The organism is Mycolicibacterium brisbanense, from assembly GCF_001570425.1.
Classification (GTDB): domain Bacteria; phylum Actinomycetota; class Actinomycetes; order Mycobacteriales; family Mycobacteriaceae; genus Mycobacterium; species Mycobacterium brisbanense.
Genome location: NZ_BCSX01000035.1, coordinates 14646 through 40287 on the forward strand (window position 1 = coordinate 14646; position 25642 = coordinate 40287).

Genomic DNA, 25642 nt, shown 5'->3' on the forward strand with positions numbered 1-25642 from the left:
GTCGTGCAACTGTGGTGCAACCCTCCCGTCCCTATCTTCAGTGACCACCGACACATTTCGTCGTCTGAAGGCAGGGAGAAGTCATGACTGTGTACGCCCGTCCGGGTGCCGAAGGCTCGTTGATGACCTTCGAGTCGCGTTACGGCAACTACATCGGTGGCGAATGGGTGGCCCCCGTCGAGGGGCGGTATTTCGAGAACCCGTCGCCGGTCACCGGGCAGGTGTTCTGCGAGATTCCGCGGTCCACCGAGGCTGATGTCGAGAAGGCGCTCGACGCCGCGCATGCCGCGGCACCGGCGTGGGGCAAGACCTCGCCCGCCGAGCGTGCGGTGATCCTGAACAAGATCGCTGACCGCATCGAGGAGAATCTGGAGTCGATCGCGCTGGCGGAGTCGTGGGACAACGGCAAGCCGATCCGCGAGACGCTCAACGCCGATATTCCGTTGGCGGTGGACCACTTCCGTTACTTCGCCGGTGTGCTGCGCGCGCAGGAAGGCTCGCTGAGCCAGATCGACGAGGACACCGTCGCCTACCACTTCCACGAGCCGCTGGGTGTGGTCGGGCAGATCATCCCGTGGAACTTCCCGCTGCTGATGGCGACGTGGAAGCTGGCCCCCGCCTTGGCCGCTGGCAACGCTGTCGTGCTCAAGCCCGCCGAACAGACCCCGGCCTCGATCCTCTACCTGTTCTCGCTGATCGGTGATCTGCTGCCGGCGGGTGTGGTGAACATCGTCAACGGCTTCGGTGTCGAGGCGGGCAAGCCGCTGGCTTCGAGCAACCGGATCGCCAAGATCGCGTTCACCGGTGAGACCACCACCGGCCGGTTGATCATGCAGTACGCGTCGCAGAACCTCATCCCGGTCACCCTCGAACTCGGCGGCAAGAGCCCCAACATCTTCTTCAACGATGTGCTGGCCGCAAACGACGACTACCAGGACAAGGCGCTCGAGGGCTTCACGATGTTCGCCCTCAATCAGGGTGAGGTCTGCACGTGCCCGTCGCGCAGCCTGATCCAGGCCGACATCTTCGATGAGTTCCTGGAATTGGCCGCGATCCGGACCAAGGCGGTGCGCCAGGGCGATCCCCTGGACACCGAGACCATGATCGGCGCGCAGGCCTCCAACGATCAGCTGGAAAAGATCTTGTCCTACATCGAGATCGGCAAATCCGAAGGCGCCAAGCTGATCACCGGTGGTGACCGGGCGCAGCTGGGCGGCGACCTCAACGGCGGCTACTACGTGGCGCCGACGGTGTTCGCGGGTAACAACAAGATGCGGATCTTCCAGGAGGAGATCTTCGGACCCGTCGTCGCGGTGACGTCGTTCAAGGATTACGACGACGCCATCAGCATCGCCAACGACACACTGTACGGACTGGGCGCGGGCGTGTGGAGCCGCAACGGCAACACCGCCTACCGGGCCGGCCGCGACATCAAGGCCGGCCGCGTGTGGACCAACTGCTACCACCAGTACCCCGCGCACGCCGCGTTCGGTGGCTACAAGCAGTCCGGTATCGGCCGTGAAAACCACAAGATGATGCTGGACCACTACCAGCAGACCAAGAACCTGCTGGTGTCCTACAGCAACAAGGCCCAGGGATTCTTCTAAAGAGGCACACCAGCCCGACAACTGAATACCCTGCACCGCGAATGCGACGGTGTTGCGAGAAACCGCCCGTGACTCGTGACACCGGAGCATTCGCGGTGCCCTCGTGGGTTTACGGAAAGTCTTGAAACACAAGGAGATCCGGCTTTCAAACTCGCTCTGGACATCTGAGCCGGGTCAAGTGATACTAGTTAAAGGTCGATTTTCGGACCTTTGACTTCGGTGGGCGGACGCCCCGGAGGAAATGTCGCGCTGGGCGCTGACGTGCCAGCTCATCGAAAAGCTTTGCATATTAAGGAGTTCGAAGTGTCTGCTGTTGAGGAACACCTCGAAAGCGCAGATTATCTGCAGAAGCGCCAGCTCAAATCCGGAAGCGCGGGCTGGCTGCTGCTCGCCGGCCTCGGCGTCAGCTACGTCGTGTCCGGCGACTACTCGGGCTGGAACTTCGGCCTCGGGCAGGGCGGGTTCGGCGGCCTGGTGATCGCCGCGGTGATCATCGCCGGCATGTACCTGGCGCTCGTGCTCGGGATGGCCGAGCTGTCCTCGGCGCTGCCCGCGGCAGGCGGCGGCTACACATTCGCCCGCCGGGCCCTCGGCCCGTGGGGCGGATTCGCCACCGGCACTGCGATTCTCATCGAATACTCGATCGCACCGGCAGCCATCGCCACGTTCATCGGCGCCTACGTCCAATCGCTGGGGTTGTTCGGCATCACCAACGGCTGGTGGGTGTACCTGGCGGCGTACGCGTTGTTCATCGGGATCCACCTGTCCGGTGTCGGTGAGGCGCTGAAGGTGATGTTCGTGATCACGGCCATCGCCCTGGTCGGTCTGCTGATCTTCTCGGTCGCCGCCGTCGGGCACTTCGACGTCGCGAATCTGACCAACATCGCCGTGGACAACAGCGCGGCAGGGTCGTCCAATTTCCTGCCGCACGGCTACCTCGGCATCTGGGCCGCGATCCCGTTCGCCATCTGGTTCTTCCTTGCCGTCGAGGGAGTTCCGCTGGCCGCCGAGGAAACCGCCAACCCCGAGCGCAACGTCCCACGCGGAATCATCGCGGCGATCGGTGTTCTGCTCGTGAGCTGCGCGGTGGTGCTCGTGCTGACCACCGGGGCCGGCGGCGCCGAGCAGATGTCGGACTCGGGCAACCCGCTCGTCGAAGCGCTCGGTGACACCACCGCGGCCCGGCTCGTCAACTACATCGGGCTGGCCGGCCTCATCGCAAGCTTCTTCTCGATCATCTACGCCTACTCGCGGCAGCTGTTCGCATTGTCGCGGGCCGGTTACCTGCCCACCAGACTGTCGGTGACCAACTCCCGCAAGGCGCCGACGCTGGCGCTGATCGTCCCCGGCGTCATCGGATTCCTGTTGTCGCTGACCGGCAAGGGCGATCTGCTGCTGAACATGGCTGTCTTCGGCGCTGCATTGAGCTATGTGTTGATGATGGTCAGCCATATCGTGCTGCGGGTGCGGGAACCCAACATGCCGCGGCCGTATCGAACTCCCGGCGGTGCCATCACCACCAGCTTCGCGCTCGTCATCGCCGTGCTGGCCGTCATCGCGACCTTCCTGGTCAATCCGGTGGCCGCCGGCCTATGTCTGGGCGTGTTCGCCGCATTCATGGTGTACTTCGCCGTGTACAGCCGCCACCGCCTGGTGGCCAACTCGCCCGATGAGGAGTTCGCGATGCTGGCAGAAGCGGAGAGCGAACTGAAATGAAGTACCAGCAACAGGTTTCGGGAGTCAACTACACCTTTGACGGGCTCGTCGAGGTGATGGCCAAGGCCACCCCGCTGCGTTCGGGCGACCAATTGGCCGGATGCGCAGCCGAACATGACGGGGAGCGGGCGGCCGCGGCCTGGGTGCTCGCGGACCTGCCGCTGGATACCTTCCTCACCGAGGAAGTTGTTCCGTACGACACCGACGAGGTCACCCGGCTGATCATGGACACCCATGACCGCCAAGCCTTTTCGGCCGTGTCGCACCTCACCGTCGGCGGATTCCGGGACTGGCTGCTGGAAACCGCTTCGCACGACGGCAGCGCTGAACGCATCACCGAGATCTCGGCCGGCCTCACCCCGGAGATGGTCGCCGCGGTCAGCAAGATCATGCGAAACCAGGATCTGATCGCGGTGTCGGCCGCCATGCGGGTCAGCGCGGCGTTCCGCACCACCATCGGCAGCCCTGGCACGCTGGCGACGCGGCTGCAGCCCAACCATCCGACCGACGATCCGCGCGGCATCGCCGCGGCCGTGCTCGACGGTTTGCTGCTGGGGTGCGGTGATGCCGTGATCGGGATCAACCCGGCCACCGATTCGCCGCAGGCCACTTCCGATCTGCTGCATCTGCTCGATTCGATCCGCACCCGCTACGACATCCCGGCCCAGTCCTGCGTGCTGTCGCACATCACCACCACGATCGGGCTCATCGAGGCCGGGGCGCCGGTGGACCTGGCCTTCCAGTCGATCGCCGGCACCGAGGGCGCCAACACCGCGTTCGGGGTCAACATCGCGCTCCTGCGGGAGGGCAACGAGGCCGCGCGCAGCCTCCATCGGGGCACTGTGGGCGACAATGTCATGTACCTGGAGACCGGGCAGGGTTCGGCGCTGAGTTCGCACGCCCACCTGGGTGTCGGCGGCAAGCCGGTGGACCAGCAGACGCTGGAGACCCGCGCCTACGCGGTGGCCCGTGACCTGCAGCCGCTGCTGGTCAACACCGTCGTCGGGTTCATCGGCCCCGAGTATCTGTACGACGGCAGGCAGATCATCCGGGCCGGCCTGGAGGACCACTTCTGCGGCAAGCTGCTCGGTCTGCCGATGGGCGTGGACGTCTGCTACACGAACCATGCCGAGGCCGACCAGAACGACATGGACACCCTGCTGACGCTGCTGGCTGCGGCGGGGGTGGCGTTCGTGATCACCGTGCCGGGTGCCGATGACGTGATGCTGGGGTATCAGAGCCTGTCGTTCCATGACGTGCTGACCACGCGGCGCACGCTCGGCCTGCGGCCCGCGCCGGAATTCGAGGCCTGGCTGCGCACCGTGGGCATGGTGGACGAAACCGGCAGGCTCACCCCGTTCGACCTGGAACGCTCGGCGCTCCGGTCGCTCACTTCGGCGGAGGCATTGTGAGCACCAATCACGTTGCGGTACAGGAGTTCTGGGACGAACTGCGCAAGACCACCCAGGCCCGCATCGGCCTCGGGCGGGCCGGTAACGGACTGCCCACCCGGCGGGTGCTCGAGCTCGCCGCCGCGCATGCCGCCGCGCGCGATGCGGTGCACGTGCCGCTGGACGTCGAGAAGCTCGCCGAAGAGGTGCGCCGGATCGGCATCGGTGAGCCGACGCTGGTGACCAGCCGCGCCATCTCGCGCGACGAGTACTTGCGCCGGCCGGATCTCGGCCGGATGCCCGCCGACTCGATGAGCGTGCCCGACACCCCGGCCGACATCGGGTTCATGCTGGCCGACGGGCTGTCGCCGACGGCCCTCAACCACCATGGCGCTGCCCTGCTGGCGGCGCTCGTGGAGCAGCTGAAGGATCGCTACACCCTGGCGCCGCCCGTGATCGCCACCCAGGCCCGGGTGGCCCTCGGTGACCATGTCGGAGCACGGTCGCATGTGCGCACGCTGCTGGTGATCGTGGGGGAGCGGCCGGGGCTCAGCGTGGCCGACAGCCTGGGCATCTATCTGACGCATCTGCCGCAGCCCGGGCGCACCGACGCCGACCGCAACTGCATCTCCAACATCCATCCGCCCGACGGGCTCGGTTACGCCGAGGCGGCCCGGGTGGCGGCCGGTCTGGTGGCCGGGGCGCGCGAGCTCGGCCGCTCTGGCGTCGACCTCAAGGACACGTCGCGCACCGCGACTCTCGGACAGGGTGGCGCCACGGAGCTCACCTGATTCGCAGCTGTGTTGGGCCTGTGTGCATTTCGGGCCAGCGCTGGGCAAGTCCTGTGGTGTTGCCGCGTAACCCCTTGTGCTGCAACGGAGTCCGTGAATATCCTGCCTGGCTCGTACGAGTTCGCTGATACAGCGATCACACAGCCTAGGGGTAGCCTGTTCCACAGAATCCGGCGTGAGATTGTCCTATGGAGACAAACCACGGAGGGGTCCCGTTCCGACCGCACCGCGTACGAGTTCTCGGCGTTGTGATCGGTGCCGGTGCCGTCGCGGCGATGGCGGGATTCGCACTCGCACAACCGGATAGCGGTCCGTCAGGGCTCGGGATCCCGTTGGCCGGATCTGGTGACGCGCCTGGGAACACCACCTACAGCCAGCCCGCCATCGGTCAGATGAAGATCGGGAACACGGCGACGGTGACGACCTCGGCCGCCAGCCCGGCGGGTTGACGGCCGATCCGTAGGAGGAGGTGGACGAGATGAACTCACGTATTCTCGGCGTGGTCGCGATTGCCGTCGCCGCGCCGGCGGTCTCGCTCGTATTCAGCGGGCCCGCGCAGGCTTCCTCGCCGAATGTCGTCGGCCAGAAGTACGGCGACGCGAGCAGCACGCTCAGCGGCGCCGGCTACACACCGGTGGTCCGAACCACCGTCGGTGACCGCCTGGCGTGGTCGGACTGTGTCGTCACCAACCAGGTGGACCACACCGAGCAGCCTGCGCCGAACTCGAGCGGCTCAGCCGTCAACCAGACGCTGGTATCGCTCAACTGCGACGCCGCGGTGGCGTCGGCCAAAGCCCCCGGCAACTCGCTCGGCAGCCCCGAGGGCCGCGCTGCGGCTGCGGCGGCGAAGACCTCCACCACGCCGACGCCTGCGGCGCCTGCGGGTTAGGACCCGCCTCAGGGCAGACCGGCCTCTTCCGACGGCAGCGCGGCCGGACCCTTGATGGCCGGCTTGGCTTTCGCGACCAGTGGTTGGGTGGCCGGTGCCTCGGTTGTGGTCGTCGCACCTATCTGCATGGCCGGTGAGGACACTGTGGGCGGAGGTGGGGGCAAGTGCACGGCCAGCGACGTGCTCGAACCTCCGGATGCGACGCCCAGCCAACCCAATGCCAACACAGCGCCTCCACCTACCACGGCGGCGAGTGCTCTTACGCTGATCTTCTTCTCGGCAGCCATGATCTGAACCCCCTGGTTCTAGAGCAGGTAAAGCGAGTGCACGCCGGTAATCTGGGAATTCGGGTCGGTGTTTCTTGTGAGTTGCCTTCAAGCCTCTTGGGCATTTGCTTCTCGCGATGCGCCCGTACCGCGGGCGTCCCGCTAAACGGCGTTTTGACCTGCGCCGACAGGGCACGGTAGGCTGCTCCGTTGGCGTGTGCTGCCCTCGCGGGCAAGCGGGTCCCGGGTCAACGTCGGTCGCCGGGAACACCGAGATGCATCCGCCGGACCGACAACCACAACGGGGCAACCCGATACGAGAGAGGTAAGCGCTGTGCCTACATACACGCCGAAGGCGGGTGACACCACGCGGTCGTGGTACGTCATCGACGCCACCGACGTGGTGCTCGGCCGGCTCGCCGTCGAAGCAGCCAAGCTGCTCCGCGGCAAGCATAAGCCGACATTCACGCCCAACGTCGACGGTGGCGATTTCGTCATCGTCATCAACGCCGACAAGATCGCCGTCAGCGGCGACAAGCTCACCAAGAAGTTCGCTTACCGCCACTCGGGCTACCCCGGTGGTCTGCGTAAGCGCGCCATCGGCGAGCTGTTGCAGAAGCATCCGACCCGCGTTGTCGAGAACGCCATCGTCGGCATGCTGCCGCACAACAAGCTCAGCCGGCAGATCCAGAAGAAGCTGAAGGTCTACGCCGGTCCGGAGCATCCGCACGCCGCGCAGCAGCCGGTTCCGTTCGAGATCAAGCAGGTGGCCCAGTGACCGAAGTGAATGAGACCGAGGCCGTGGCCGACGTTGTGACGGAGGCCGTCGAAGAGGTCGTCGAGCACCGCGAGCCGGTCATCATCGACCGTCCCATCCAGACCGTCGGCCGCCGCAAGGAGGCCGTGGTGCGGGTGCGTCTGGTGCCCGGCACCGGCCAGTTCAACCTGGATGGCCGCAGCCTCGAGGCCTACTTCCCGAACAAGGTGCACCAGCAGCTGATCAAGGCCCCGCTGGTCACCGTCGACCGGTTGGAGAGCTTCGACGTCTACGCCCACCTCGACGGTGGCGGCCCGTCCGGCCAGGCCGGTGCGCTCCGTCTGGCCATCGCCCGGGCGCTGATCCTGGTTCAGCCGGAGGACCGGCCCGCGCTCAAGCGGGCGGGCTTCCTCACGCGTGACCCGCGTGCCATCGAGCGCAAGAAGTACGGTCTCAAGAAGGCCCGTAAGGCTCCTCAGTACAGCAAGCGCTGATCTGTTTCGCCGTCAAACCGCCGGGCGTGGAATATCCACGCTCGGCGGTTTTTCTTATTTATCCCAGTCTCTCTATTTCAGTAATCATCCCACCATCGGGCCTTATTGAGCATTGGCCAGTTCATGGCGTTGCGCATTTATATCGGTGCGAATGGAGTTAATCCGATAGCCCGCCTAATCGCTTAATTTCTGATGTATTCGTTTTGACATCAGCTCGGAAAATGGAAAACCCTGGGTGCCGAGCGGGGCGCGAATATGCGTCTGGGCAGGCCGAATCTGCCCGCCGGTACGGGTCAGTCAGCTCGATGGGGGACCGGGTCGCTTCCTGACTGAAAGGACTGGTTGATGAAGAGCACGATGAAGCGTGTGACGGTTGGTACCGCCCTGGGTGGTGCGTTGTTGGCGTCGGTTGGTTTGGGCCTGGCCAATGCCGAGCCGCGCGGCGACGGACAGGTCGACGTGGTCGTCGGCACCTCGGGCACGCTGCACAACGTCCCTGTCGCGACGGCCGCGCAGATCGTCGGAAGCGTGTGCAACCGCGATGTCGGGCAGGTGACCCCCGCGGTTGAGGCCGTCGACGCCAACGGCGGCGATCAGAACGTGTGCAACAGCAGCCTGGGGGCGGTCGACCTGCGGCAGAACGACTCCAGCAACGCGGAGGGCACCCAGTCCGCCCCGACCATCGCACCCAGCACGAAGTCGACGACCCCGACGTCGTCCGCGTTGCCCGTGCCGACCGCGACGCACGCCCCGGCGCAATAGTCAGCTCGGCCCGCGCCGCCCGCATCCGCATTGAGGTGCGGGCGGCGCACCCGCTGGTCTCGAGGCCATTGCGATTCGGCGGCGGCATGGCTGCGGGGGACCTCAGTTGGCTCTTTATGCCCTTCTTATGAGAAGTTTGTGGGTATGGGTCGACTGTTCGGCACCGATGGGGTGCGCGGAGTCGCCAATCGCGATCTGACGGCCGAGCTGGCGCTGGCGCTGGGCTCCGCGGCCGCTCGTAGGTTGGGTTCTGCAGGTGGGGCACGCCGTCGTGTCGCGGTCGTGGGTCGTGACCCGCGGGCGAGCGGCGAGATGCTGGAGGCCGCGGTGATCGCCGGGCTGACCAGTGAAGGATTCGATGCGCTGCGAGTCGGGGTGTTACCGACGCCCGCGGTGGCGTATCTGACCGGGGCATACGACGCCGATTTCGGCGTCATGATCTCGGCATCGCACAATCCGATGCCCGACAACGGCATCAAGATTTTCGGTCCTGGCGGCCACAAGCTCGATGACGCCACCGAGGACCGCATCGAGGAACTGGTCAACTCCGGTCCCGGGATGCGGCCGACCGGTGCCGGGATCGGCCGGGTGCAGGACGCCGAGGACGCACTGGACCGCTACTTGCGCCACGTCAGCAAGGCCGTCACAACCCGGCTCGACGGGCTGACCGTGGTGGTGGATTGCGCGCACGGTGCGGCGTCGGCGGCGGCGCCGTTGGCCTACCGCGCGGCGGGCGCCAACGTCATCGCCATCAACGCGGCTCCCAACGGGCTCAACATCAACGACGGCTGCGGGTCCACCCACCTCGACGTGCTGCAGGCCGCGGTCCGTGAGCACGGCGCCGATCTGGGCCTCGCGCACGACGGCGATGCCGACCGGTGTCTCGCGGTCGACGCCACGGGCCGGGTGATCGATGGCGACGCCATCATGGTGGTGCTCGCGCTGGCCATGCAGCAGGCCAATGAGTTGGCGTCCAACACGCTGGTCGCCACGGTGATGAGCAATCTGGGCCTGCATCTGGCCATGCGGGCTGCAGGAATCGAGGTCCGCACCACCAGCGTCGGTGACCGCTATGTGCTCGAAGAACTGCGGGCCGGCGAATTCTCCCTGGGTGGTGAGCAGTCGGGTCACATCGTGATCAGCAGTTTCGGTACCACCGGCGACGGCATCGTCACGGGTCTGCGGCTGATGTCGCGGATGGCGCAGACCGGATCCACCCTGGCCGAATTGGCGCAGCCGATGCGCACCCTGCCGCAGGTGTTGATCAACGTCCGGGTCGCCGACAAGGCGACCGTGGCTCAGTCGCCTTCGGTGCAGTTCGCGGTCGCCGAGGCCGAGGCGCAGCTTGGGGACACCGGGCGAATCCTGTTGCGGCCCTCCGGTACCGAGCAGGTGGTCCGGGTGATGGTGGAAGCCGCCGACGAGGACACCGCCCACCGGCTCGCAGCTCGCGTGGCCGAGTCGGTGAGCGCACAGAACTGAGGGAACCGCTCGGCGGCCCGCTGCGTCTAAATCGGGCATGGGAGAAGTGGACGCCGCCCACGTCGACGTCGGGGCACTGCTGGATGTGGCACGTCAATATGACGCCGCGGCCGAGATCGTCGAGTCCTGTGTGGGAGTGCGACTGCGGTTCGACGGCGCGACGGCCGGTCGGGAGCACACTGCATCCGGTGAAACGCTGCGGACGGCGCTCGACGAGCGGATTGCGCCGCTGAGCCAATGGGCCCGCGCAGTAGGCGAGGTGGCCGCGGTACTGCGCAGCACCACCGACCGCTACGTCGCCGCCGATGCCGGCGCAGCTGCCCGGGTGGGCTGAGTTGTGGCCCAAACCGGTGATGTCGCAGCACGTTTGGATGAGGGTCAGGATGCCGTCGAGACCTTCGCTGAATTGGTCTGGGCCTGTGGGCTTTTGGGTTACCGACATCCGGACCTCACTGTGCACATGGGGCAGGTGCACGACTGGTACGCCGGCGAGGACGGCCTCGATCTGAGGGTGCTCGCCGCTGACGGTGCGATGCTGTCGGAAACTGTGGCGGCCGCCGAACGGGCGCTGCGGCTGCAGGACGATCAGCTCAGCGCACTCGAGCAGGCGTGGCAGGGGCGTGGTGCGCAGGCCGCGCGCGAGTTCCTGCGCCGTCAGGGTGGCACTGCCCAGCAGGCCGTCGTCGCGCTGCGCGGAGCAGCAGAAACCGTCGCCTGGCTGCGCGATCAGCTGTGGCAGGCCGTTGACAGCAAGGTCGCGGTCACCGAGCGGATCGCGGAGCGCTGCGCAGCACAGCGTGAGGCCTGGTTGGCCGCGGCCCGCACGGTGCGGACCGGTCTTGGTGATCGTGACACCGCCAGCGAGCTGATCGATACTCAGGTGAAACCGTTCGTGGACAACGACATCGGACAGCAGTGGGTGTCCGCGATGCGCTCGGCGGGTACCGCGGTGTCCGATGCGTACGCATCCGCGATCTCCGCACTCACCGATACACGGGCTCCGGTCTTCGAGATTCCGGGGGATCTCGGACCGTCATGGACGCCGCGCCCGGTCACTGGTGTTCCGGCCGATCCGCCCGTCGGCAGTACCGCCACGATACCCGCCGGGTTCGTGCCGGCCGGCCATGGGGAGCAGGCGCCCTGGGCAGCTCCCATCAGCGCGCCGTACGCGGAGCCTCAAAGCGCCTCTCCTGCACCACCTCTCGCATCGCCCGCTGCCGATCCGGTCGTCGTCCCTGCTGCCAGTCCTGCTGCGTTCGATCCAGCTGCGGCGTGGGGCGGCCCGTCCGGCGGTGGCCTCCCGGGTGCCGGGTTGACGGGGCTCGGATCGGGTTTGTCCGGCATCGGTCAACAATTGGCCGACCTGTTCGGTGGATTGATCGGATCGTCGGCGGACGGAGCATCCGCGCCCGCGACCGACACTGCGCTTTCCGACGGGTCAGGCGATGCCTCAGACCTGGTCGACCATGAGGACGCATCCGACGACACTGACGAACAAGACTCCGACGAAGCTGGCGAGCCTGACGAAGAGGACTCGGACGAAGCTGACGAGGACGCCAAAGCCGACGAGGACACCGAAGGTGAGGGCGACCCAGCTGCCGGGGACGAGCCGCCCGAGGAGGACGCGGCGGCAGTGCTCGGCGAACCCACCGAACCCGCGGATACCGCCGAGCCCGTTACACCGCAGGCGCCGGCTCCCACTGTCGCGCCACCCGTCGCTCCGGTTTCGCCGGCCGAACCGGTAGCGGCACCCGCAGGCAAGACGCCCTGCGAGATCGCCGCGGACGATCTACCACAGGTGGGCGGCTAGGCCGCGCGGGGGCAGCGTGCGAGTGTGATCGCGACGTGTAGTTCGGTCACGCTGTCGTAGATTTCGACCGGGCCTGGTGGTGGTGGGGCGGTCAAGTGGTAGCGCGCTGCGGTGGGGGTGACGAATTCGGCGGTGTGAACCCCGTTTTCGTCATGAGTGGTCACGCTCCAGCCGGGTGACTCTTTGACGTAGTTGCAGCGCTCGCACAGCCCGAGGCCGTTGAGTGCACTGGTCGGTCCGCCACCCGCGTGCGGTCGGGCGTGATCATGGTGGCGGATCGGCGCATCACAGTACGGGGTGCGGCAGGTTTGATCGCGCAACCCGATGAACTTGGCCAGCGCCTTGGGGAACAGCCGCGACCGCGACTCCATCGCCGCCAACGCCCCTGACTTCGGATGGCGGTAGAGCCGCCGCAGCGTCGCCCGCGACCGCTTGTCGCCCACCGCGGCCCGCACGAGGTTGCGGGCCACCGCCGCGGGCATCGGCCCGTAGCCCTCGAGCACCGCGGGACTGTCATCGTCACCGAGCAGGGTCTGATCGGACATGACGAGATTGACCGCGACCGGTTCGGGAACGTCGGTGGGGCGGCCGGTGACCCGCTCGACGAGCGTGTCAGCCATCACCTGAGAGCGGGTGCGGCCATCAAACGTGGTGTCGGCACGGTGTTTCAACGACGCATACACCCCGACACCCTGCTGCACCGGTACCAGCACCGTCACCCGCGTCATACAGTCCGGTGCCGGCCGGATGGTCACCGTGCGGTCCTCGGCGGCCGTGGCGGCCCGGTCCACGATGGCCTGCGGGTCGAGGCGGTAGGCGATCGTCTTGGCTTCGGCCTCGATGCGCGCGTCGCCCATGCCGTCGAGCCGGGTGAGGTCGGCACACATCTCGGCGTCCAACACCCGCCGGTCCTCGATGCTCAGCCACGCCGATTCCCGCACGATCAACGTCGCGCGCCATTCGGAGAGCACCCCGGACTCCAGTGCGGCCAGGGTATGGGGCATCTCGTCGACCAGGGCCTTGGCGAAGCCGAGGTGGCGGTTGCCGCGATTGGGGGAATCGTGGCGGGCCAGGGCGATCTCCGAGGCGACCCCGCGGCCCTGTTTGGCCTTCGGTATCCCGGCGGCCGCGTCGGCGGCGCGGCGCTTGGCGTCGAGCAGTGCCGCGCAGCGGGCTTGCCCGGCGGCTGCCGCGGACTTCACCCGCTCGAGTTCTTCCATCCGCCGATGCAGTGCAGCCTCATCAGCGTCCTCGCTGACCTGCGCCAACACCGCGATATCGAACATATGAGCGACACTACCCCCGCGCCCCGACAAGCCCGCTCAGCTACGGCTAGCAGCACGGTCGGCGAGCAGACCGTAGATGGGCCGCGACCGGAGGACCATGGCGACCAGCAGCGCGGTGGCGCACGCGCCGAGCATCGGTGGCAACTGATTGGTGGTGCCGGTGAGCTCGGTGGCGAGTATCAGACCGGTTACCGGTGCGTGCACGCTGGCAGTGAAGAACGCTGCCATCCCGATCAGTGCGAGTGCTGCCGCATCGGGCGCGGCATGCGGCATGAAGTGGCCGGCCATCAGTGCGACGATGAGCCCGGCGTCGGCGCCGAGCACGAGCATCGGCGCGAACAAACCGCCCGGGGTCCCCGCCGCGTAAGAGGCGACACCGAGGACGAACCGCAATGCCAGTACCCCGATCAGAGCCCACGTCGTGCCGTGGCCCAGAAGCGCTTCCTGGGTCAGGTTGTCGCCGCCGCCGACGAGGTCCGGCGCACACCAGAGAAGGAAGCCGACTCCGCCACCGATGGCTGCGGCGCGCACTTCGACGGGCCAGCGGCTGGTGTCGGCCTTGTGCAGACCGAACATGATGGCCTTGTTGTAGAGCACGGCGAGAACGCCGGTGACGATGCCGACCACCACCACCCAGCCCGCGTCGGCGAGTCGGGGCGCGTCCAGCTGCGGCATGTGGAAATCGGTGCCGGAATGGACGAGGGGAAAGGCCACCATGAATCCCGACGCCGAGGCCACCAGGGTGGCGAGGGTCGTTCTGGGGTCGAAGCGCTTGACGAGCTCCTCCAACACGAACACCCCACCCGCGATGGGCGCGTTGAATGCGGTCGCCAGGCCGGCCGCGGCGCCTCCGGCGGCCAGGATCTGCAAGTCGGCACGGGACCGGCGGGTCACCGACGCGACGGTCACCGCTATCGAACCACCCATCTGCACCGACGGCCCTTCGCGTCCGAGCGCCAGGCCGGCGCCCAGCGAGAGCAGGCCGCCGATGTACTTGATCGGCAGAATCCGGAAGCGGCCGGGCTCGGCTCGGCCTTCGACGACCGCCTCGACGCGCGGGATGCCGCTGCCTTCGGCGTTCGGCTCGACGCGTGCCACCAACGCCGCCGCGACCGCCGTGCAGGTGGCGCAGATGACTACCACGACGATCAGGCCCCACCAGCTGCCGTGCGCCCAGCCGGACAGCGATTCACGCCACTTGGCCGCCTGATCCAGAAGCAGCCGGAAGCTGGCGGCGGCCAGGCCGGTCAGTGCACCGACAATCGCCGCCGCCAGAACGAAGCCAACCAAGCCTTCTGCGCCTTCGCCACTGTTGTCGACGGGGCGCAGGGTGGGCTTCTGCCAGCCGGTCAGCGTGCTGCGTAACCACCGGCCTGCCTGTCCGTCCACGTTGCCCACCCCGTATCTGTGTCGCTGTGACAGTCAACCAGCCGACGGGTCTCAAAGCTGAGCTAGGTCGTGGATCAGATGGTCTGGTCGCGGCACGCTAAGGCCGCCGCGACGAACTCGTCGCGAACCGGGTTGTCCACCGCGGCATTCCAGATCAGGCTCACCTGGCCTGGCTCGAGGTCCTCGATCGGCACCACCCGGACGTCGGGGCGACGGTAGTAGGCCGTGGCCGATCGCGGGAGCACCACGAAACCTTCACGCGCGGCGACATGTTCGAGTTTGTCCTCCACGCTGCGGATGGCGCTGCGCGGTGGCGCCCAGCGCTGTTCGGGCGGGGCCAACGATTTCCACTCGGGTAGTACCTGGGGGTCGAAGAGCAGCTTGCGCGTGCGCAGCTCGGCGAGCCGCACCGACGGCTTGGTGGCCAGGGGATCGTCGGCGGGCAACACCGCGTCGAGTGGCTCGGACAGCAGGGCCGCAGTTCCCAGCCCGTCGTGATCGAACGGTTCGCGTGCGTAGACCACGTCGAATTCGCCGCTGCGCACCACCTCGACCTGTTCCAGCAGGCCTACCTGACGCACCACCGCCCGCCGGTGGGGGCCCGCAGCTTCGAAGGCCGCCGCGGCGGCGGTAGCCCGTAGACCCGGCGACACCCCGACCGTGATCGTGGCCGTGGGCATCGCGGCGCGCAATCGCTGCTGCACGGCGGAGATCTCGTCCAAGAGATGCTTCGCGTCGATCAGCAGTTGGTTGCCGGCCGCGGTGAGTTGGGTGCCACGCGAATCCCGGACGAACAGCTGCACACCGAGTTCCGTTTCGAATGCCCGGATTTGGCGCGACAACACGGGCTGGGCGATGTGCAGCCGCCGTGCGGCGCGGCCGAAGTTGAGATCCTCGGCGACCGCGACGAAGTACCGCAACTTGCGGATGTCGAGGTCCGGCATGGCCATACCTCCAGGGTATCGACACTCGACCAAAAGGGTCTTGGACGCGGGCGCCGCTCACGTGGACGGTGGAGCCATGAGCCTCAAGAACGCACGCGTCCTCATCGTCGGCGGCACCTCCGGAATCGGGCTGGGTGTCGCCTCCGCCGTCGCCGAGCGTGGTGGCATCCCGATCGTCGCGTCCCGGCAACAGGCGAGTGTCGACCGCGCACTGGCGACCCTGCCCGACGGCGCCCGCGGCCTGACCGTCGACCTCACCGACACCACCGCTCTCGACCGGCTGGTCGACGAGGTCGGTGCGATCGAGCATCTGGTGTACACCGCGGGCGACGCACTGGCACTGGCCCCGCTGAGCGCTCTGACGCCGGAGGCGATCAACAGTTTCCTGCTCGTCCGCTTCGTCGGAGCCCTCACCGCCATCAAGGTTTTCGCGTCACAGATCACGTCGGGAGGATCGATCACGCTCACCAGCGGAACCGCTGCCGAGCGGCCCGGGCTGGGGGTGCTGCCGACCGCGGTCTGCGGTGCGGTGAATGCGATGACGCGGGCGCTTGCCCTCGAGCTGGCCCCGCTGCGGGTGAATACCGTTGCGCCGGGGCCGATTCGGACCCCGCTGTGGGACACGCTGAGCGAGACGGACCGGCAGGCCATCTACGACCAGTTCGCCAGTCAACTACCCGTCGGACGCATCGGTGAGGCCGGAGATACGGCGCGCGCCTACGTGTACCTCATGGAGCAGGAGTTCGGTACTGGCGTGGTGCTCACCGTCGACGGTGGCAGCACGCTGTCCTGAGGACTTCCGTCACGGCAGGATCGAGCCGAGAAGTGTGATGCCGTCGCGCAGCGCCGTATCGCCGATCCCGCCGTAACCGATCACCAGGGCCGGTGGCGCTGCGCCGGGATCCGACCAGTGAGCACGGGCACCCGAGAGGATGAGGCCCCGCTGTCGCGCGGTAATCACCAGTGCCTCCTCATCGGTGTCGGCGGGCAGACGCAGATAGATGTGCAGTCCGGCGGCGACCCCACTGGGTGCGGTCTGCGGTAGGGATTCGGCGATCGCCGCCAGCGTGGCGTCGCGGCGGCGCCGGTAGACGGGCCTCACCCGGCGGAGGTGGCGGGTGAATCCGCCGGTTTCGAGAAATCGCGACAGCGCGAGCTGTTCGAGCGTGGAGTTGCCCATGTCGTCGTAGAGCTTCTGCGCTGTGACGTCGTGAATCAGCCAGGGCGGCAGGGCAATCCAGCCGAGACGCAGGGACGGGGTCAATGTCTTGCTGATACAGCCGGCGTATGCGACGCGGTCGGGCGCGAGTCCCTGCAAGGCGCCGATGGGCGTCCGGTCGTAGCGGAACTCGGCGTCGTAGTCGTCCTCGAGGATGAGCGCATCACGGTGGCGGGCCCAGGAGATGAGCGCCAACCGGCGCTCTGGGCTCAACGCTGCCCCTGTCGGGTACGAATGCGCGGGTGCCAGAAGTACCGCGCCGACGTCGAGTTCGGCCAGCCGGCCCACGTCCAGTCCGTCATCGTCGACCGGTACCGGTACGACCCGCAACCCAGTGTTGATGATCGCGTCGCGATGGAAGGCGAACCCCGGATCCTCGACTGCGACTGCGTCGTATCCGCGGGCCTGCAGAGCACGGGCCACCAACGTCACCGCTTGGGTCAGGCCCGAGGTGACAAGCAGGTGATCGGGTGTCGTCGCGACTCCTCGGACGCGCGCGAGGTAGCCCACCAGGGCCTCCCGCAGCGCGGGCGTCCCGCGCGGATTGGGGTAGGAGAGTTGGGCATTGGGAGTTTCGGTGAGCGCTGCGCGGTAGTGCCGAAGCCATTCGGTGCGTGGGAACAAGGCCGGGTCGGGTATGCCGCCGAGCAGCGGGATGTACCGCGACGGCGCGGGTGAGGTGCGCGATGGCGGGGGTGCGGCGACCGGCCGGACGCGGGTGCCGGACCCTTGCCGCGTGGTCAGATAGCCGTCGGACGCGAGCAGTTCGTATGCGGCGACGACGACGCTGCGGGCCACGCCGAGTTGTTCGGCGAGCAGGCGTGACGGCGGAAGCAGCGTTCCGGCCGGGAGTCTGCCGTGCTGAATCGAGGTGCGCAGCTGGTGCTGGAGTTGGGCGGCGAGGCCGGAGCGTGACGACCGATCGAGGGTGAGCAACAGGTCCGGCGGGAAACCGGACTCTGCAGAATTGGTCTGTTCAAGACCGTCAAGATTGGATCCTGACACGCACCAATATTACGGCCACTCTGGATGCCATGACCGTGATCACCGATATTTCGGGGGCACTTGCCCAGCCGCTCGTCACCTCGTGGATGCCCGGACCTGTTGACCCGGCGGACAATCCCGTCGTCGTCAGCGTCACCGAGTACACCGCGCAGCGTCGACGCGACGTGCCCGGCATCGCTGTCCACGGGATGCGCATGCGGGAGGGCTGGTACGCCATGCCCGGGGCCGTCGGGCTGTGGTTGTGGAGCATGCCCACGCCCGGTCGCACGGGCTCGATCTCGGTGTGGACCGACGAGGAAGCCCTGCAGCGCTTCATCACCCTGCCGCACCACGTCCGCATCATGCAGAGCTACGGCCCTCGCGGCGAGGTCCGGTCGACCACCTGGCATGCCGAATCCTTCGATCCCGCGGCCACCGTCGCGCGGGCCCGTGGGTGGATCCTCGATCGATAGCCATCGTTGTGCAGTTGTTGGACAAAGAATTTCGCAATCTGTGTCGACTCTGACGCAGGCGGCGACCGTAGCGTCGGAAGGAAAGGTCCGGCACCGGCCGGACCTCCAGAAGGCGAGGTCGTCATGAAGCTGTCGGATACCCGCATACACGGACGGTCGGGCCTGGAATTCACCGCGATCGGTTACGGTGGGGCGCCGATCGGCAACTTCAACGGGGTGTTCACCGACGCCGAGGCTCGTGAACTCGTGGACCTGGCCTGGGACCAGGGCGTGCGGTATTTCGACACCGCACCCGGATACGGCAACGGGCTCAGTGAATATCGGCTCGGGCATGCGCTACGTGACCGCGACCGCACCGATACCGTGCTGTCCACCAAAGTCGGCCGGGTACTGCGCCCGGAGATCGATGCGCCGAGCACCAACGGCCAATACCTCGAAATCCCGCCGTTCGTCGCCGAATTCGACTACAGCTACGACGGGGTCATGCGAGCGGTCGAACAGAGCATGCAGCGGATGCTCACCGACCGGTTCGACATGCTGTTCATCCACGACTGCGACCACTACACCCACGGGGCTGCGCAGCCCGAGCTGTTCCGGCAGGCCGTGGTGAGTGCCTTCCCGGCGTTGGAGTCATTGCGTGATCAGGGCGTGGTGCGGGCCATCGGATTCGGGGTCAACGAGACCGATGTGATGGTCGAGGCCGTCAAGGCGACCGATGTCGACATCTGCCTGCTCGCGGGCCGGTACACGCTGCTGGAGCAGGAACCCCTCGACACGTTGTTCCCGCTGTGCGCCGAACGCGGTATCGGCATCGTGCTGGGCGGCGTCTACAACAGCGGTGTGCTGGCCACCGGTCCGGTTGACGGCGCCCGGTTCAACTACGGCCCGGTGCCGGCCGAGATCTTGTCGAAAGCCGCTGATCTCGAACGGATCTGCCGCAGGCACGGGGTGGCATTGCCTGCGGTGGCCCTGCAGTTCGCGTACGCGCACCCGGTGGTGACCAGCATCTGCCTCGGCGCGCGCAACCACCGCCAACAGATCAGCAACGCCGAGCTGTTCGAATCGCCGGTGCCGCAGCAGGTCTGGGTCGACCTGCGCGACGCGGGCTTGATCCGGGACGACGCGCCCACCCCGTAGCGCGCTACTCGGTCAGGTGACGTGCCTTGAAGGGGTTCAGGGCACCGGCGTCGATGACGTGTGCGGTGCCGGTGATGTAGCGGCCGTCGTCGGAGGCCAGGTACGCCACGGCGTTGCTGACATCGATGGGCTCCAGGAACGGGACGGGCAACGCGTGCATCGCGGTGAGCGCGGGCAGCGCATCCTCCTGGGTCGCACCCTCCTTGCCGCCTGCGAACAACCGGTTGTAGCGCGGGTTGTTGATCATCAGGGTGTTGACGTTGGTCGGATTGATCGAGTTGACCCGGATCCCGTACGGCGCGAGTTCACCCGACAGGGTGCGCATGAGCCCGTTGACGCCGTGTTTGGCCGCCGCGTAGTGGCCGACGTTGAGTTCCACGGTGAGCCCGGAGATCGAGCTGATGAGGATCACGGCCCCACCGTCGTTCTGCCGCAACAGGGTTGGCACCGTTGCCTTGATGGTCTTCCATACGCCGGTCAGGTTCACGTCGATCTGATCCTGGAACTGCTGCTCGGAAAGTTCCCACAGCGGCGCGGTGTCGTTGAGGGTGCCCGCGTTGGCCACGACGATGTCCAGCCGGCCCAGCTCGGACACGCCGGCGGCCACCGCCTCCTGCATTCCGGGCAGATCACGCACGTCGACCTCCGCGGCGAAGATGCGTCGGCCCCGGCTCTTGATCAGGTCGACCGTGGTGGCCAGGTCGTCGAGATCGGCCATCGGGTAGGGGACCGAATCGATCTGGCGGCAGATGTCGAGCGCGATGATGTCGGCACCCTCTTCGGCCAACCGCAACGCGTGCGAGCGGCCCTGTCCCCGCGCCGCTCCGGTGATCACTGCCACCTTGCCGTCGAGACGGTTCATGTGCGGTTCTCCTTGCTCGGTGAATGACGTTGATCTCGGTGAATGACGTTGATGCAGAACAGCTCCACCACCCGTCGACTGCGACGGATGGCGGAGCTGCGATGGGTGTTACTGGTGCTGTTCGCTGGCGCGCCGCTCGCGGTACTCGTCGGCGCGTTCGTCGGTGATGTGCGGCAGCGGCGGGAAATCCAACCAACCGGGCACGAACGGGCTCGCCAGGTCGCGGTCGGTCGGGATCTCCACCAGCACAGGAGCTTTGGCGTCGAATGCGCGTTTGAACGTCGGTTCCAGATCGGCCGCGGAATCCACCCGGAATGACTCAAGCCCGAATGATTCGCCGAGCGCCTTGAAACTCGGGCTGTACGGCGTGCCGTCGGGCCGGTTGAACTCCGTGCCGATGATGCGGTCGGTGGCGTTGCGCTGGCCCCCGCGGATGGAGATGTAGCCGGAGTTGTCCTGCACGATGAACACCACCGGGATGTCGTGCTGGATGGCCACGCCGATCTCCTGGGCGGTCATCAGGAAATCGCCGTCCCCGGTGATGGTCGCGACCTGACGTTCCGGGGCTGCCAGCTTGGCGCCCAACGCGGCCGGTACCGGCCAGCCCATCGATGAGAACCCGCCCGTGGTGAGGTGGGTGCGCGGCTCGTACACCGGGAACGTCTGCTTGACCGCACCCTGGGTGTTGCCCGAGCCCACCAGCACGATGCCGCTGCGGTCCATCACGTTGCGCAAGGCGGCCAACGGCCGCTGCAGCGTGAACGGGAACCGGTCGGTATCGCGGCGGCCGGCCAGCTCGGCCTCCCAGTCGGCCTTGCGCTGCGCGATCTCGGCGAGGTATTCGGTGCGGTCGGGCTTGGCGGGCAGCGAGGCCACGATCGCGGCCACCGCGGGCTTGGCGTCGGCCAGGATACCGACCTCGGCCGGGTAGATCTTGCCGATCTCGTGCGGGTCGATGTCGATGTGGATGAGTTTGGCCGGCGGGAACGAGAACGATTGTCCCTTGGCGTAACTCGACGCGGACCAGTCGGTGAACCGGCAACCGATGGATACCACCACGTCGGCGTTGGCGGCCAGGTAGTTGCCGTGGATGGTGCCGGTCTGGCCGACACTGCCGACGAACAGGTCGTGATCCTCGGGGAACGCGCTCTTGCCGTTCCAGGTCGTCACCACGGGGATGTCCAGGCCTTCGGCCAGGGCGCGCACCTCGTCGGTGGCGTAGGCGCTGATCGCCCCGCCTCCGACCACGATCACCGGCCGCTTTGCGGTGGCCAGCAGCGCCACGGCGCGTTCGATCGCCTCCGGATCGGGGTACTGCAGCCCGACGGGAAGCCGGCGGGCCAGATCATGGAAGTTCACCTCGGCCGTCTCGGCGTGCAGGTCCCACGGCACCTCGATATGGGCCGGCCCGCGCCTGCCGGTCAGCATCGCGGAAAACGCGCGGTGCATGATGAACGGCAGGTCCTCGATGCTGTTGGCCACCCAGCTGCGCTTCGAAACCGCCTCTGCCACTTGCGGAAAGCCGTTGTCCTTCTGGCGTTCCAGCTCCTGCAGCACACCGCGGCCACGCATGTGGCGCGGCGGGCCACCGGTGATCACCAGCACGCTGGTGGAATCGCTGTAGGCGGTGGCCAGCCCGAGCACCGTGTTGGACGCACCCGCACCGATTGAGGTCACCGCGGCCATCGGCTTGCCGGACACCCGGTAGAACCCGTCGGCCAGATGGACCGCACTCTGCTCGTGGTAGGTCTGGATGAACGGGATCTTGGACTCGTCCTCGTTGAACGCATCCATCAGGCCCCAGATGCCGTGGCCGGGTATGCCTGCGACGTAGGGGACGCCGTACTCCTTGAGAATGCGGGCGATGACCTGTCCGCCGTTGAGCCTGGGCATGATGAGTGTCCTTCGTGTCGGGTGACTATCGGGATAGATACAGCCTGACGCCAGTCTGCCCACTGGTCGACACCGGTCGTTAGACTCAGTTTGCGCAGCGGATGAGCAAGTGACTGCACAAGTTGTCGGCATTCGGCGTGTTGTCATTGGACGAATTGCCCTGCGAAACGGAGAACAGCCATGGCGATGACGGTGCGAGCGGCGCTGCAGCTCGAAGTGTTCAGCCGCGTGCCGCTTCAGGTGTACGCCGGCGAGGAGAACCTCGACCGCACGGTGCGCTGGGTCCATCCGACCGAAGTGCCCGATATCGCACGGTTTCTCACCGGCGGCGAGATGTTGCTGACCGCCGGGCTGGGCATCGGGTCGACCCCCGAGCGGCAACGACGCTACCTCACCGAGATCGCCGACGCACAAGCCGCGGTGCTGGTCATCGAAATCAGTGGGCGAGCCTTCGACACCATGCCGCAACCGTTGATCGACGCGGCGCGCGAACGGGGCTTCCCGTTGGTCGGGCTGGCGGGCGAACTGCCGTTCGTCGAGGTTTCGGCGCAGGTGCACGAATCGATCGTCGACCAGCGGGTCCTCGACCTGAGCGCCTACGAACGGCTCAACGCCACGTTCATGCAGCTGCTGCTGGCCGGCCGTGACCCGGTGTTGTTCACCGACGCGCTGGCCGCCGAGGTCGGTCATCCGGTGGTGCTGGAGGACGCGACCCGCCAGGTCGTCGCGTATTCCGGTCCGTCGACCGAAGCCGACACGGTGCTCGCCGAATGGGAACATCATTCCCGCATCGACCACGACACCGTCGCCGGCGATGTCAGCAACGCCAACTCCGCCCACAACTGCACACGGCGCGCAGTGGTGCTGCGGGGCGAGCGCTGGGGCTGGCTGCATGTGCTGCACGGCGGAAGCCCGCTGGCCGGCACCGCCGGCTACGCGCTGGACCGGGCCACCGACGGTATCGCGATCGCCCTGCTCGGCGCGCGCGAGAGCGGCGCGAAATCGGCGCAGCGGCAGAACGCGCTGGTGAACCGGTTGTTGCTGGGTGACATCTCCGGCGAGTCCTTCGTGACCAGGGCCATGAGAATAGGACGTGACCTGCGGGACCGAGCACTGCTGGCGGTCTACGTGTGCAAGGAGACCCCGGCGGGCGCCACCAGTGACGAGGCCATGGAGGAACTCTGCCGATCCCTGCACGTGCCTGCCGTCGTCGCCGACGTCGGCGAACACACGCTGGCGATCCTGGGTCTGTCCCGAACCAGCTCGGAAAAGCAAGTGGTGCAACGGTTGTCAGCGGCCAACGTGCGCGCCGGCATCAGCCGCCCGGTCAGCGCGGGGCAACTGCACACCGCGGTCGACCAGGCCCGCAGCGCGGCGTCGGTGGCCGCGGCACGACCCGACAAGGCGGTGCACCGCTTCGACGATCTCGGTGTGCTGCGGTTGCTGGCTTCGCTGGCCGGTGGCCCGGAGCTGGCGCGCTACATCGAGGACGAGCTGGGCCCGCTGCTCAAACACGATGCCAACTCGACCAGCCCGCTGTTGCCGACGTTGCGCACCTACCTGTCCTGCGATGGCAACAAATCGCAGGCCGCCCAGCAGCTCTATGTCCAGCGCCGCACGCTGTACTACCGCCTCGAACGGATCACCAGCCTGCTCGGCCGGTCCCTGGACGACCCCGACACGCGGCAGGCCCTCATTTTCGCGGTGCGGGGCCACGACCTGCTGCAGCGGCAGGAGAATCGCTGAGGTTGCACACAATGTGTAGTCGCTGGCGGGATGCTGCGCACTCTGCGGGTCGTGCCCCTGCGGCGGCGCTCCTAGATTTGGGATAACCCGCATTGCGGGCAGCCCATCGTCCTCTCAGCCCGGAGGAGCCCGTACATGTTGCCGAAAAAATCCCTGCCATTGGCCATAACGCCCCCGATGTCACCGCCGGTGGCCGCGCTGCAGACCCAAGTCGTCTCGGACCCCGCCGACGTCGTCGAAACCGACATCGCGATCATCGGGTCCGGTATGGGTGGCGGCAGCCTGGCCTACGCACTGCGCGACTGCGGCGCCGAGGTGCTGATCGTCGAGCAGGGCGACTTCCTGCCGGTGGAACGCGAGAACTGGTCGTTCGACGCGGTGCACACCAAGGGCCGCTACAAGAACTCCGCCGCGTGGTACGACACCGTCGCCGCCAAAGAGTTCGTGCCCGGCAACTACCACTACGTCGGTGGTAGCACCAAGCTCTACGGTGCGACCCTGCCACGGTTCCGCGAGAGCGATTTCGATGCGGTCGAGCACGCGGACGGCGTCTCGCCGTCCTGGCCGATCAGCTACGCCGACCTGGAACCGTTCTACGGCGAGGCCGAGCAGATGTTCTGGGTGCACAGCAACAAAGGGGAGGACCCGACCGACCCCTGGCGGTCCACCGACTACCCGTTCCCGGGCGTGCCGCACGAGGGCGCCATGGCCCGGCTGGTCGAGTCGGCGAAAAAGCAAGGGCTGCATCCGTTCTCCTCGCCGCTGTCCATCGACTACCGGCCCGGCGGCGGCTGCGTGCGCTGTTACACCTGCGATTCGTTCCCCTGCATGATCGACGCCAAGGGCGACGCCGACGTCTCCGCGGTGCGGCCCGCGCTGCGCGCAGAGTCGCGCAACGTCCGCCTGCTCACCAACGCCGAGGTCACCCGGCTGGACACCGACGCCACCGGGCGACAGGTCACCAGTGCCCGGATAGTGCATGCGGGCAAGCAGATTCAGGTACGGGCCAAGAAGTTCGTGATCGCCTGCGGCGCGGCCAACACGGCCGCGCTGCTGCTGCGCTCTGCCTCCGACGCGCATCCGCAGGGGCTGGCCAACTCGTCGGACCAGGTCGGGCGCAACTACATGGCCCACGTGACCACGTTCTTCCTGGCCATCGATCCGCGACGACAGAACGAGGCCGTCTACCAGAAGACCATCGGCATCAACGACTGGTATCTCGCCGGACCGGACAACAGGTTTCCGCTGGGCAACGTCCAGGGCCTCGGCAAGCTGCGCGGCCCGCAGGCCAAACTGGGCAAGCCCTGGGTGCCGATGCCGATCCTCGACGAGGTCACCAAGTACACCCTGGACATGTTCATCCAGTCCGAGGATCTGCCGTTGCCGGAGAACAGGATCGCGCTCAACACCCGAGGCCAGATCACCGTCACGCGACGCGCGACCAACCTCTCCTCTCACCAGGATCTGATCGCACGCATGAAGAAAGTGGTGCGCCGGGCCGGGTTTCCGATCGTCATGACCCGCAGCCTCGGCGTCGAGGCGACCTCGCACCAGTGCGGCACGGCCCGGATGGGTGCCGATGCCGCCACCAGCGTGGTCGACGCCGACCTGCGCAGCCACGACGTGGACAACCTGTGGATCGCCGACAGCTCGGTGTTCGTGTCGTCGGCCGCGGTCAACCCGGCCATCACCGTGGCCGCGCTGGCCCTGCGGCTCGGCCGCTCCGGCGCGCTTACTGCCTGAC

General features: G+C 67.2%; 24 protein-coding genes. 17 read left to right on the forward strand and 7 right to left on the reverse strand.

Translation table 11 applies throughout. The features are described 5' to 3' along the window. The first annotated feature begins 83 nt into the window (after positions 1-83). From adh to RMCB_RS19015, 6 genes are all read left to right on the forward strand, one after another. A complete protein-coding gene (adh, locus tag RMCB_RS18990; RefSeq protein ID WP_029368457.1) occupies positions 84-1607 on the forward strand; it encodes an aldehyde dehydrogenase in 1524 nt (507 codons plus the stop codon). 303 nt (positions 1608-1910) lie between these two features. Continuing rightward, positions 1911-3323, forward strand: a complete 1413-nt coding sequence (gene eat, locus RMCB_RS18995) for an ethanolamine permease (RefSeq protein ID WP_062830033.1) — start codon at positions 1911-1913, stop codon at positions 3321-3323. After that, positions 3320-4735, forward strand: coding sequence for an ethanolamine ammonia-lyase subunit EutB (locus RMCB_RS19000; RefSeq protein WP_062830034.1), 1416 nt, complete (start codon positions 3320-3322; stop codon positions 4733-4735). Before eat ends, RMCB_RS19000 begins: the two co-directional genes overlap by 4 nt. Beyond that, on the forward strand, positions 4732-5505 hold the full coding sequence (gene eutC / locus RMCB_RS19005) for an ethanolamine ammonia-lyase subunit EutC (protein WP_062830035.1): 774 nt from the start codon (positions 4732-4734) through the stop codon (positions 5503-5505). Before RMCB_RS19000 ends, eutC begins: the two co-directional genes overlap by 4 nt. Positions 5506-5693: 188 nt before the next feature. After that, the gene (locus RMCB_RS19010) at positions 5694-5954 is read left to right on the forward strand and encodes a hypothetical protein (protein ID WP_062830036.1); all 261 of its coding nucleotides are present in this window, start codon (positions 5694-5696) and stop codon (positions 5952-5954) included. 29 nt (positions 5955-5983) lie between these two features. Beyond that, positions 5984-6394, forward strand: a complete 411-nt coding sequence (locus tag RMCB_RS19015) for a hypothetical protein (RefSeq protein ID WP_062830261.1) — start codon at positions 5984-5986, stop codon at positions 6392-6394. A gap of 8 nt (positions 6395-6402) precedes the next feature. Here the strand turns inward: RMCB_RS19015 and RMCB_RS35880 are convergent, their stop codons facing one another. Then, positions 6403-6681 carry a hypothetical protein gene (locus tag RMCB_RS35880; protein ID WP_131805555.1) on the reverse strand — a complete coding sequence of 93 codons (279 nt, stop codon included), beginning with the start codon at positions 6679-6681 and terminating at the stop codon, positions 6403-6405. A gap of 313 nt (positions 6682-6994) precedes the next feature. Between RMCB_RS35880 and rplM the strand changes: the two genes are divergently transcribed. The 6 genes from rplM to RMCB_RS19045 all read left to right on the forward strand — a co-directional run bounded on the left by rplM (position 6995) and on the right by RMCB_RS19045 (position 11965). Next, a complete protein-coding gene (gene rplM, locus RMCB_RS19020; RefSeq protein ID WP_029368467.1) occupies positions 6995-7438 on the forward strand; it encodes a 50S ribosomal protein L13 in 444 nt (147 codons plus the stop codon). Next, the gene (rpsI, locus tag RMCB_RS19025) at positions 7435-7911 is read left to right on the forward strand and encodes a 30S ribosomal protein S9 (protein ID WP_036423327.1); all 477 of its coding nucleotides are present in this window, start codon (positions 7435-7437) and stop codon (positions 7909-7911) included. The genes rplM and rpsI overlap by 4 nt, the downstream gene beginning before the upstream one ends. Positions 7912-8268: 357 nt before the next feature. Then, positions 8269-8673, forward strand: coding sequence for a hypothetical protein (locus tag RMCB_RS19030; protein ID WP_407662133.1), 405 nt, complete (start codon positions 8269-8271; stop codon positions 8671-8673). A 144-nt stretch (positions 8674-8817) separates the two neighbouring features. Further along, positions 8818-10155, forward strand: coding sequence for a phosphoglucosamine mutase (gene glmM, locus RMCB_RS19035; protein WP_062830038.1), 1338 nt, complete (start codon positions 8818-8820; stop codon positions 10153-10155). Positions 10156-10192: 37 nt separating this feature from the next. Next, complete coding sequence (locus RMCB_RS19040) at positions 10193-10489, forward strand: type VII secretion target (RefSeq protein WP_062830039.1); 297 nt, start codon at positions 10193-10195, stop codon at positions 10487-10489. Between the two features lie 33 nt (positions 10490-10522). Then, complete coding sequence (locus RMCB_RS19045; RefSeq protein ID WP_234792182.1) at positions 10523-11965, forward strand: hypothetical protein; 1443 nt, start codon at positions 10523-10525, stop codon at positions 11963-11965. Here RMCB_RS19045 and RMCB_RS19050 read toward each other — a convergent pair. The 3 genes from RMCB_RS19050 to RMCB_RS19060 all read right to left on the reverse strand — a co-directional run bounded on the left by RMCB_RS19050 (position 11962) and on the right by RMCB_RS19060 (position 15590). Next, on the reverse strand, positions 11962-13251 hold the full coding sequence (locus RMCB_RS19050; RefSeq protein WP_062830041.1) for an HNH endonuclease: 1290 nt from the start codon (positions 13249-13251) through the stop codon (positions 11962-11964). The genes RMCB_RS19045 and RMCB_RS19050 overlap by 4 nt on opposite strands. A gap of 36 nt (positions 13252-13287) precedes the next feature. Continuing rightward, positions 13288-14640 (reverse strand): chloride channel protein, encoded by a 1353-nt coding sequence (locus RMCB_RS19055; RefSeq protein ID WP_234792183.1) that lies wholly within the window; start codon positions 14638-14640, stop codon positions 13288-13290. 74 nt (positions 14641-14714) lie between these two features. Further along, on the reverse strand, positions 14715-15590 hold the full coding sequence (locus RMCB_RS19060) for a LysR family transcriptional regulator (protein WP_062830043.1): 876 nt from the start codon (positions 15588-15590) through the stop codon (positions 14715-14717). Between the two features lie 70 nt (positions 15591-15660). Here RMCB_RS19060 and RMCB_RS19065 point away from each other — a divergent pair, with 70 nt between their 5' ends. After that, entirely contained in the window at positions 15661-16377 is a 717-nt protein-coding gene (locus RMCB_RS19065; RefSeq protein WP_062830262.1) for an SDR family oxidoreductase, read from the forward strand. A 9-nt stretch (positions 16378-16386) separates the two neighbouring features. On the opposite strand, the gene pdxR is transcribed toward RMCB_RS19065, so the two are convergent. Next, positions 16387-17808 (reverse strand): MocR-like pyridoxine biosynthesis transcription factor PdxR, encoded by a 1422-nt coding sequence (pdxR, locus tag RMCB_RS19070; protein WP_063979642.1) that lies wholly within the window; start codon positions 17806-17808, stop codon positions 16387-16389. 29 nt (positions 17809-17837) lie between these two features. On the opposite strand from pdxR, the gene RMCB_RS19075 reads away from it, so the two are divergent. Next, positions 17838-18260 (forward strand): hypothetical protein, encoded by a 423-nt coding sequence (locus RMCB_RS19075; protein ID WP_062830044.1) that lies wholly within the window; start codon positions 17838-17840, stop codon positions 18258-18260. Between the two features lie 123 nt (positions 18261-18383). After that, a complete protein-coding gene (locus tag RMCB_RS19080) occupies positions 18384-19397 on the forward strand; it encodes an aldo/keto reductase (protein WP_062830045.1) in 1014 nt (337 codons plus the stop codon). Between the two features lie 4 nt (positions 19398-19401). On the opposite strand, the gene RMCB_RS19085 is transcribed toward RMCB_RS19080, so the two are convergent. Then, positions 19402-20259 (reverse strand): mycofactocin-coupled SDR family oxidoreductase, encoded by an 858-nt coding sequence (locus RMCB_RS19085; RefSeq protein WP_062830046.1) that lies wholly within the window; start codon positions 20257-20259, stop codon positions 19402-19404. Positions 20260-20367: 108 nt separating this feature from the next. Next, positions 20368-22152 carry a thiamine pyrophosphate-binding protein gene (locus tag RMCB_RS19090; RefSeq protein WP_029368486.1) on the reverse strand — a complete coding sequence of 595 codons (1785 nt, stop codon included), beginning with the start codon at positions 22150-22152 and terminating at the stop codon, positions 20368-20370. 180 nt (positions 22153-22332) lie between these two features. On the opposite strand from RMCB_RS19090, the gene RMCB_RS19095 reads away from it, so the two are divergent. Further along, positions 22333-23898, forward strand: coding sequence for a PucR family transcriptional regulator (locus tag RMCB_RS19095; protein ID WP_062830047.1), 1566 nt, complete (start codon positions 22333-22335; stop codon positions 23896-23898). 135 nt (positions 23899-24033) lie between these two features. Further along, on the forward strand, positions 24034-25641 hold the full coding sequence (locus RMCB_RS19100; protein ID WP_234792186.1) for an FAD-dependent oxidoreductase: 1608 nt from the start codon (positions 24034-24036) through the stop codon (positions 25639-25641). The last annotated feature ends 1 nt before the right edge of the window (position 25642 follow it).

Bases quoted from the DNA above. Each gene is read 5' to 3' on its own strand.
- RMCB_RS19095 (WP_062830047.1), top strand. From the start codon at position 22,333: ATGGCGATGACGGTGCGAGCGGCGCTGCAGCTCGAAGTGTTCAGCCGC.
- RMCB_RS19065 (WP_062830262.1), top strand. From the start codon at position 15,661: ATGAGCCTCAAGAACGCACGCGTCCTCATCGTCGGCGGCACCTCCGGA.
- RMCB_RS19040 (WP_062830039.1), top strand. From the start codon at position 10,193: ATGGGAGAAGTGGACGCCGCCCACGTCGACGTCGGGGCACTGCTGGAT.
- RMCB_RS19085 (WP_062830046.1), bottom strand. From the start codon at position 20,259: ATGAACCGTCTCGACGGCAAGGTGGCAGTGATCACCGGAGCGGCGCGG.
- RMCB_RS19015 (WP_062830261.1), top strand. From the start codon at position 5,984: ATGAACTCACGTATTCTCGGCGTGGTCGCGATTGCCGTCGCCGCGCCG.
- adh (WP_029368457.1), top strand. From the start codon at position 84: ATGACTGTGTACGCCCGTCCGGGTGCCGAAGGCTCGTTGATGACCTTC.
- RMCB_RS19060 (WP_062830043.1), bottom strand. From the start codon at position 15,590: ATGGCCATGCCGGACCTCGACATCCGCAAGTTGCGGTACTTCGTCGCG.
- RMCB_RS19010 (WP_062830036.1), top strand. From the start codon at position 5,694: ATGGAGACAAACCACGGAGGGGTCCCGTTCCGACCGCACCGCGTACGA.
- RMCB_RS19030 (WP_407662133.1), top strand. From the start codon at position 8,269: ATGAAGCGTGTGACGGTTGGTACCGCCCTGGGTGGTGCGTTGTTGGCG.
- RMCB_RS19100 (WP_234792186.1), top strand. From the start codon at position 24,034: ATGTTGCCGAAAAAATCCCTGCCATTGGCCATAACGCCCCCGATGTCA.
- RMCB_RS19050 (WP_062830041.1), bottom strand. From the start codon at position 13,251: ATGTTCGATATCGCGGTGTTGGCGCAGGTCAGCGAGGACGCTGATGAG.
- RMCB_RS35880 (WP_131805555.1), bottom strand. From the start codon at position 6,681: ATGGCTGCCGAGAAGAAGATCAGCGTAAGAGCACTCGCCGCCGTGGTA.
- RMCB_RS19090 (WP_029368486.1), bottom strand. From the start codon at position 22,152: ATGCCCAGGCTCAACGGCGGACAGGTCATCGCCCGCATTCTCAAGGAG.
- glmM (WP_062830038.1), top strand. From the start codon at position 8,818: ATGGGTCGACTGTTCGGCACCGATGGGGTGCGCGGAGTCGCCAATCGC.
- RMCB_RS19080 (WP_062830045.1), top strand. From the start codon at position 18,384: ATGAAGCTGTCGGATACCCGCATACACGGACGGTCGGGCCTGGAATTC.
- RMCB_RS19000 (WP_062830034.1), top strand. From the start codon at position 3,320: ATGAAGTACCAGCAACAGGTTTCGGGAGTCAACTACACCTTTGACGGG.
- RMCB_RS19075 (WP_062830044.1), top strand. From the start codon at position 17,838: ATGACCGTGATCACCGATATTTCGGGGGCACTTGCCCAGCCGCTCGTC.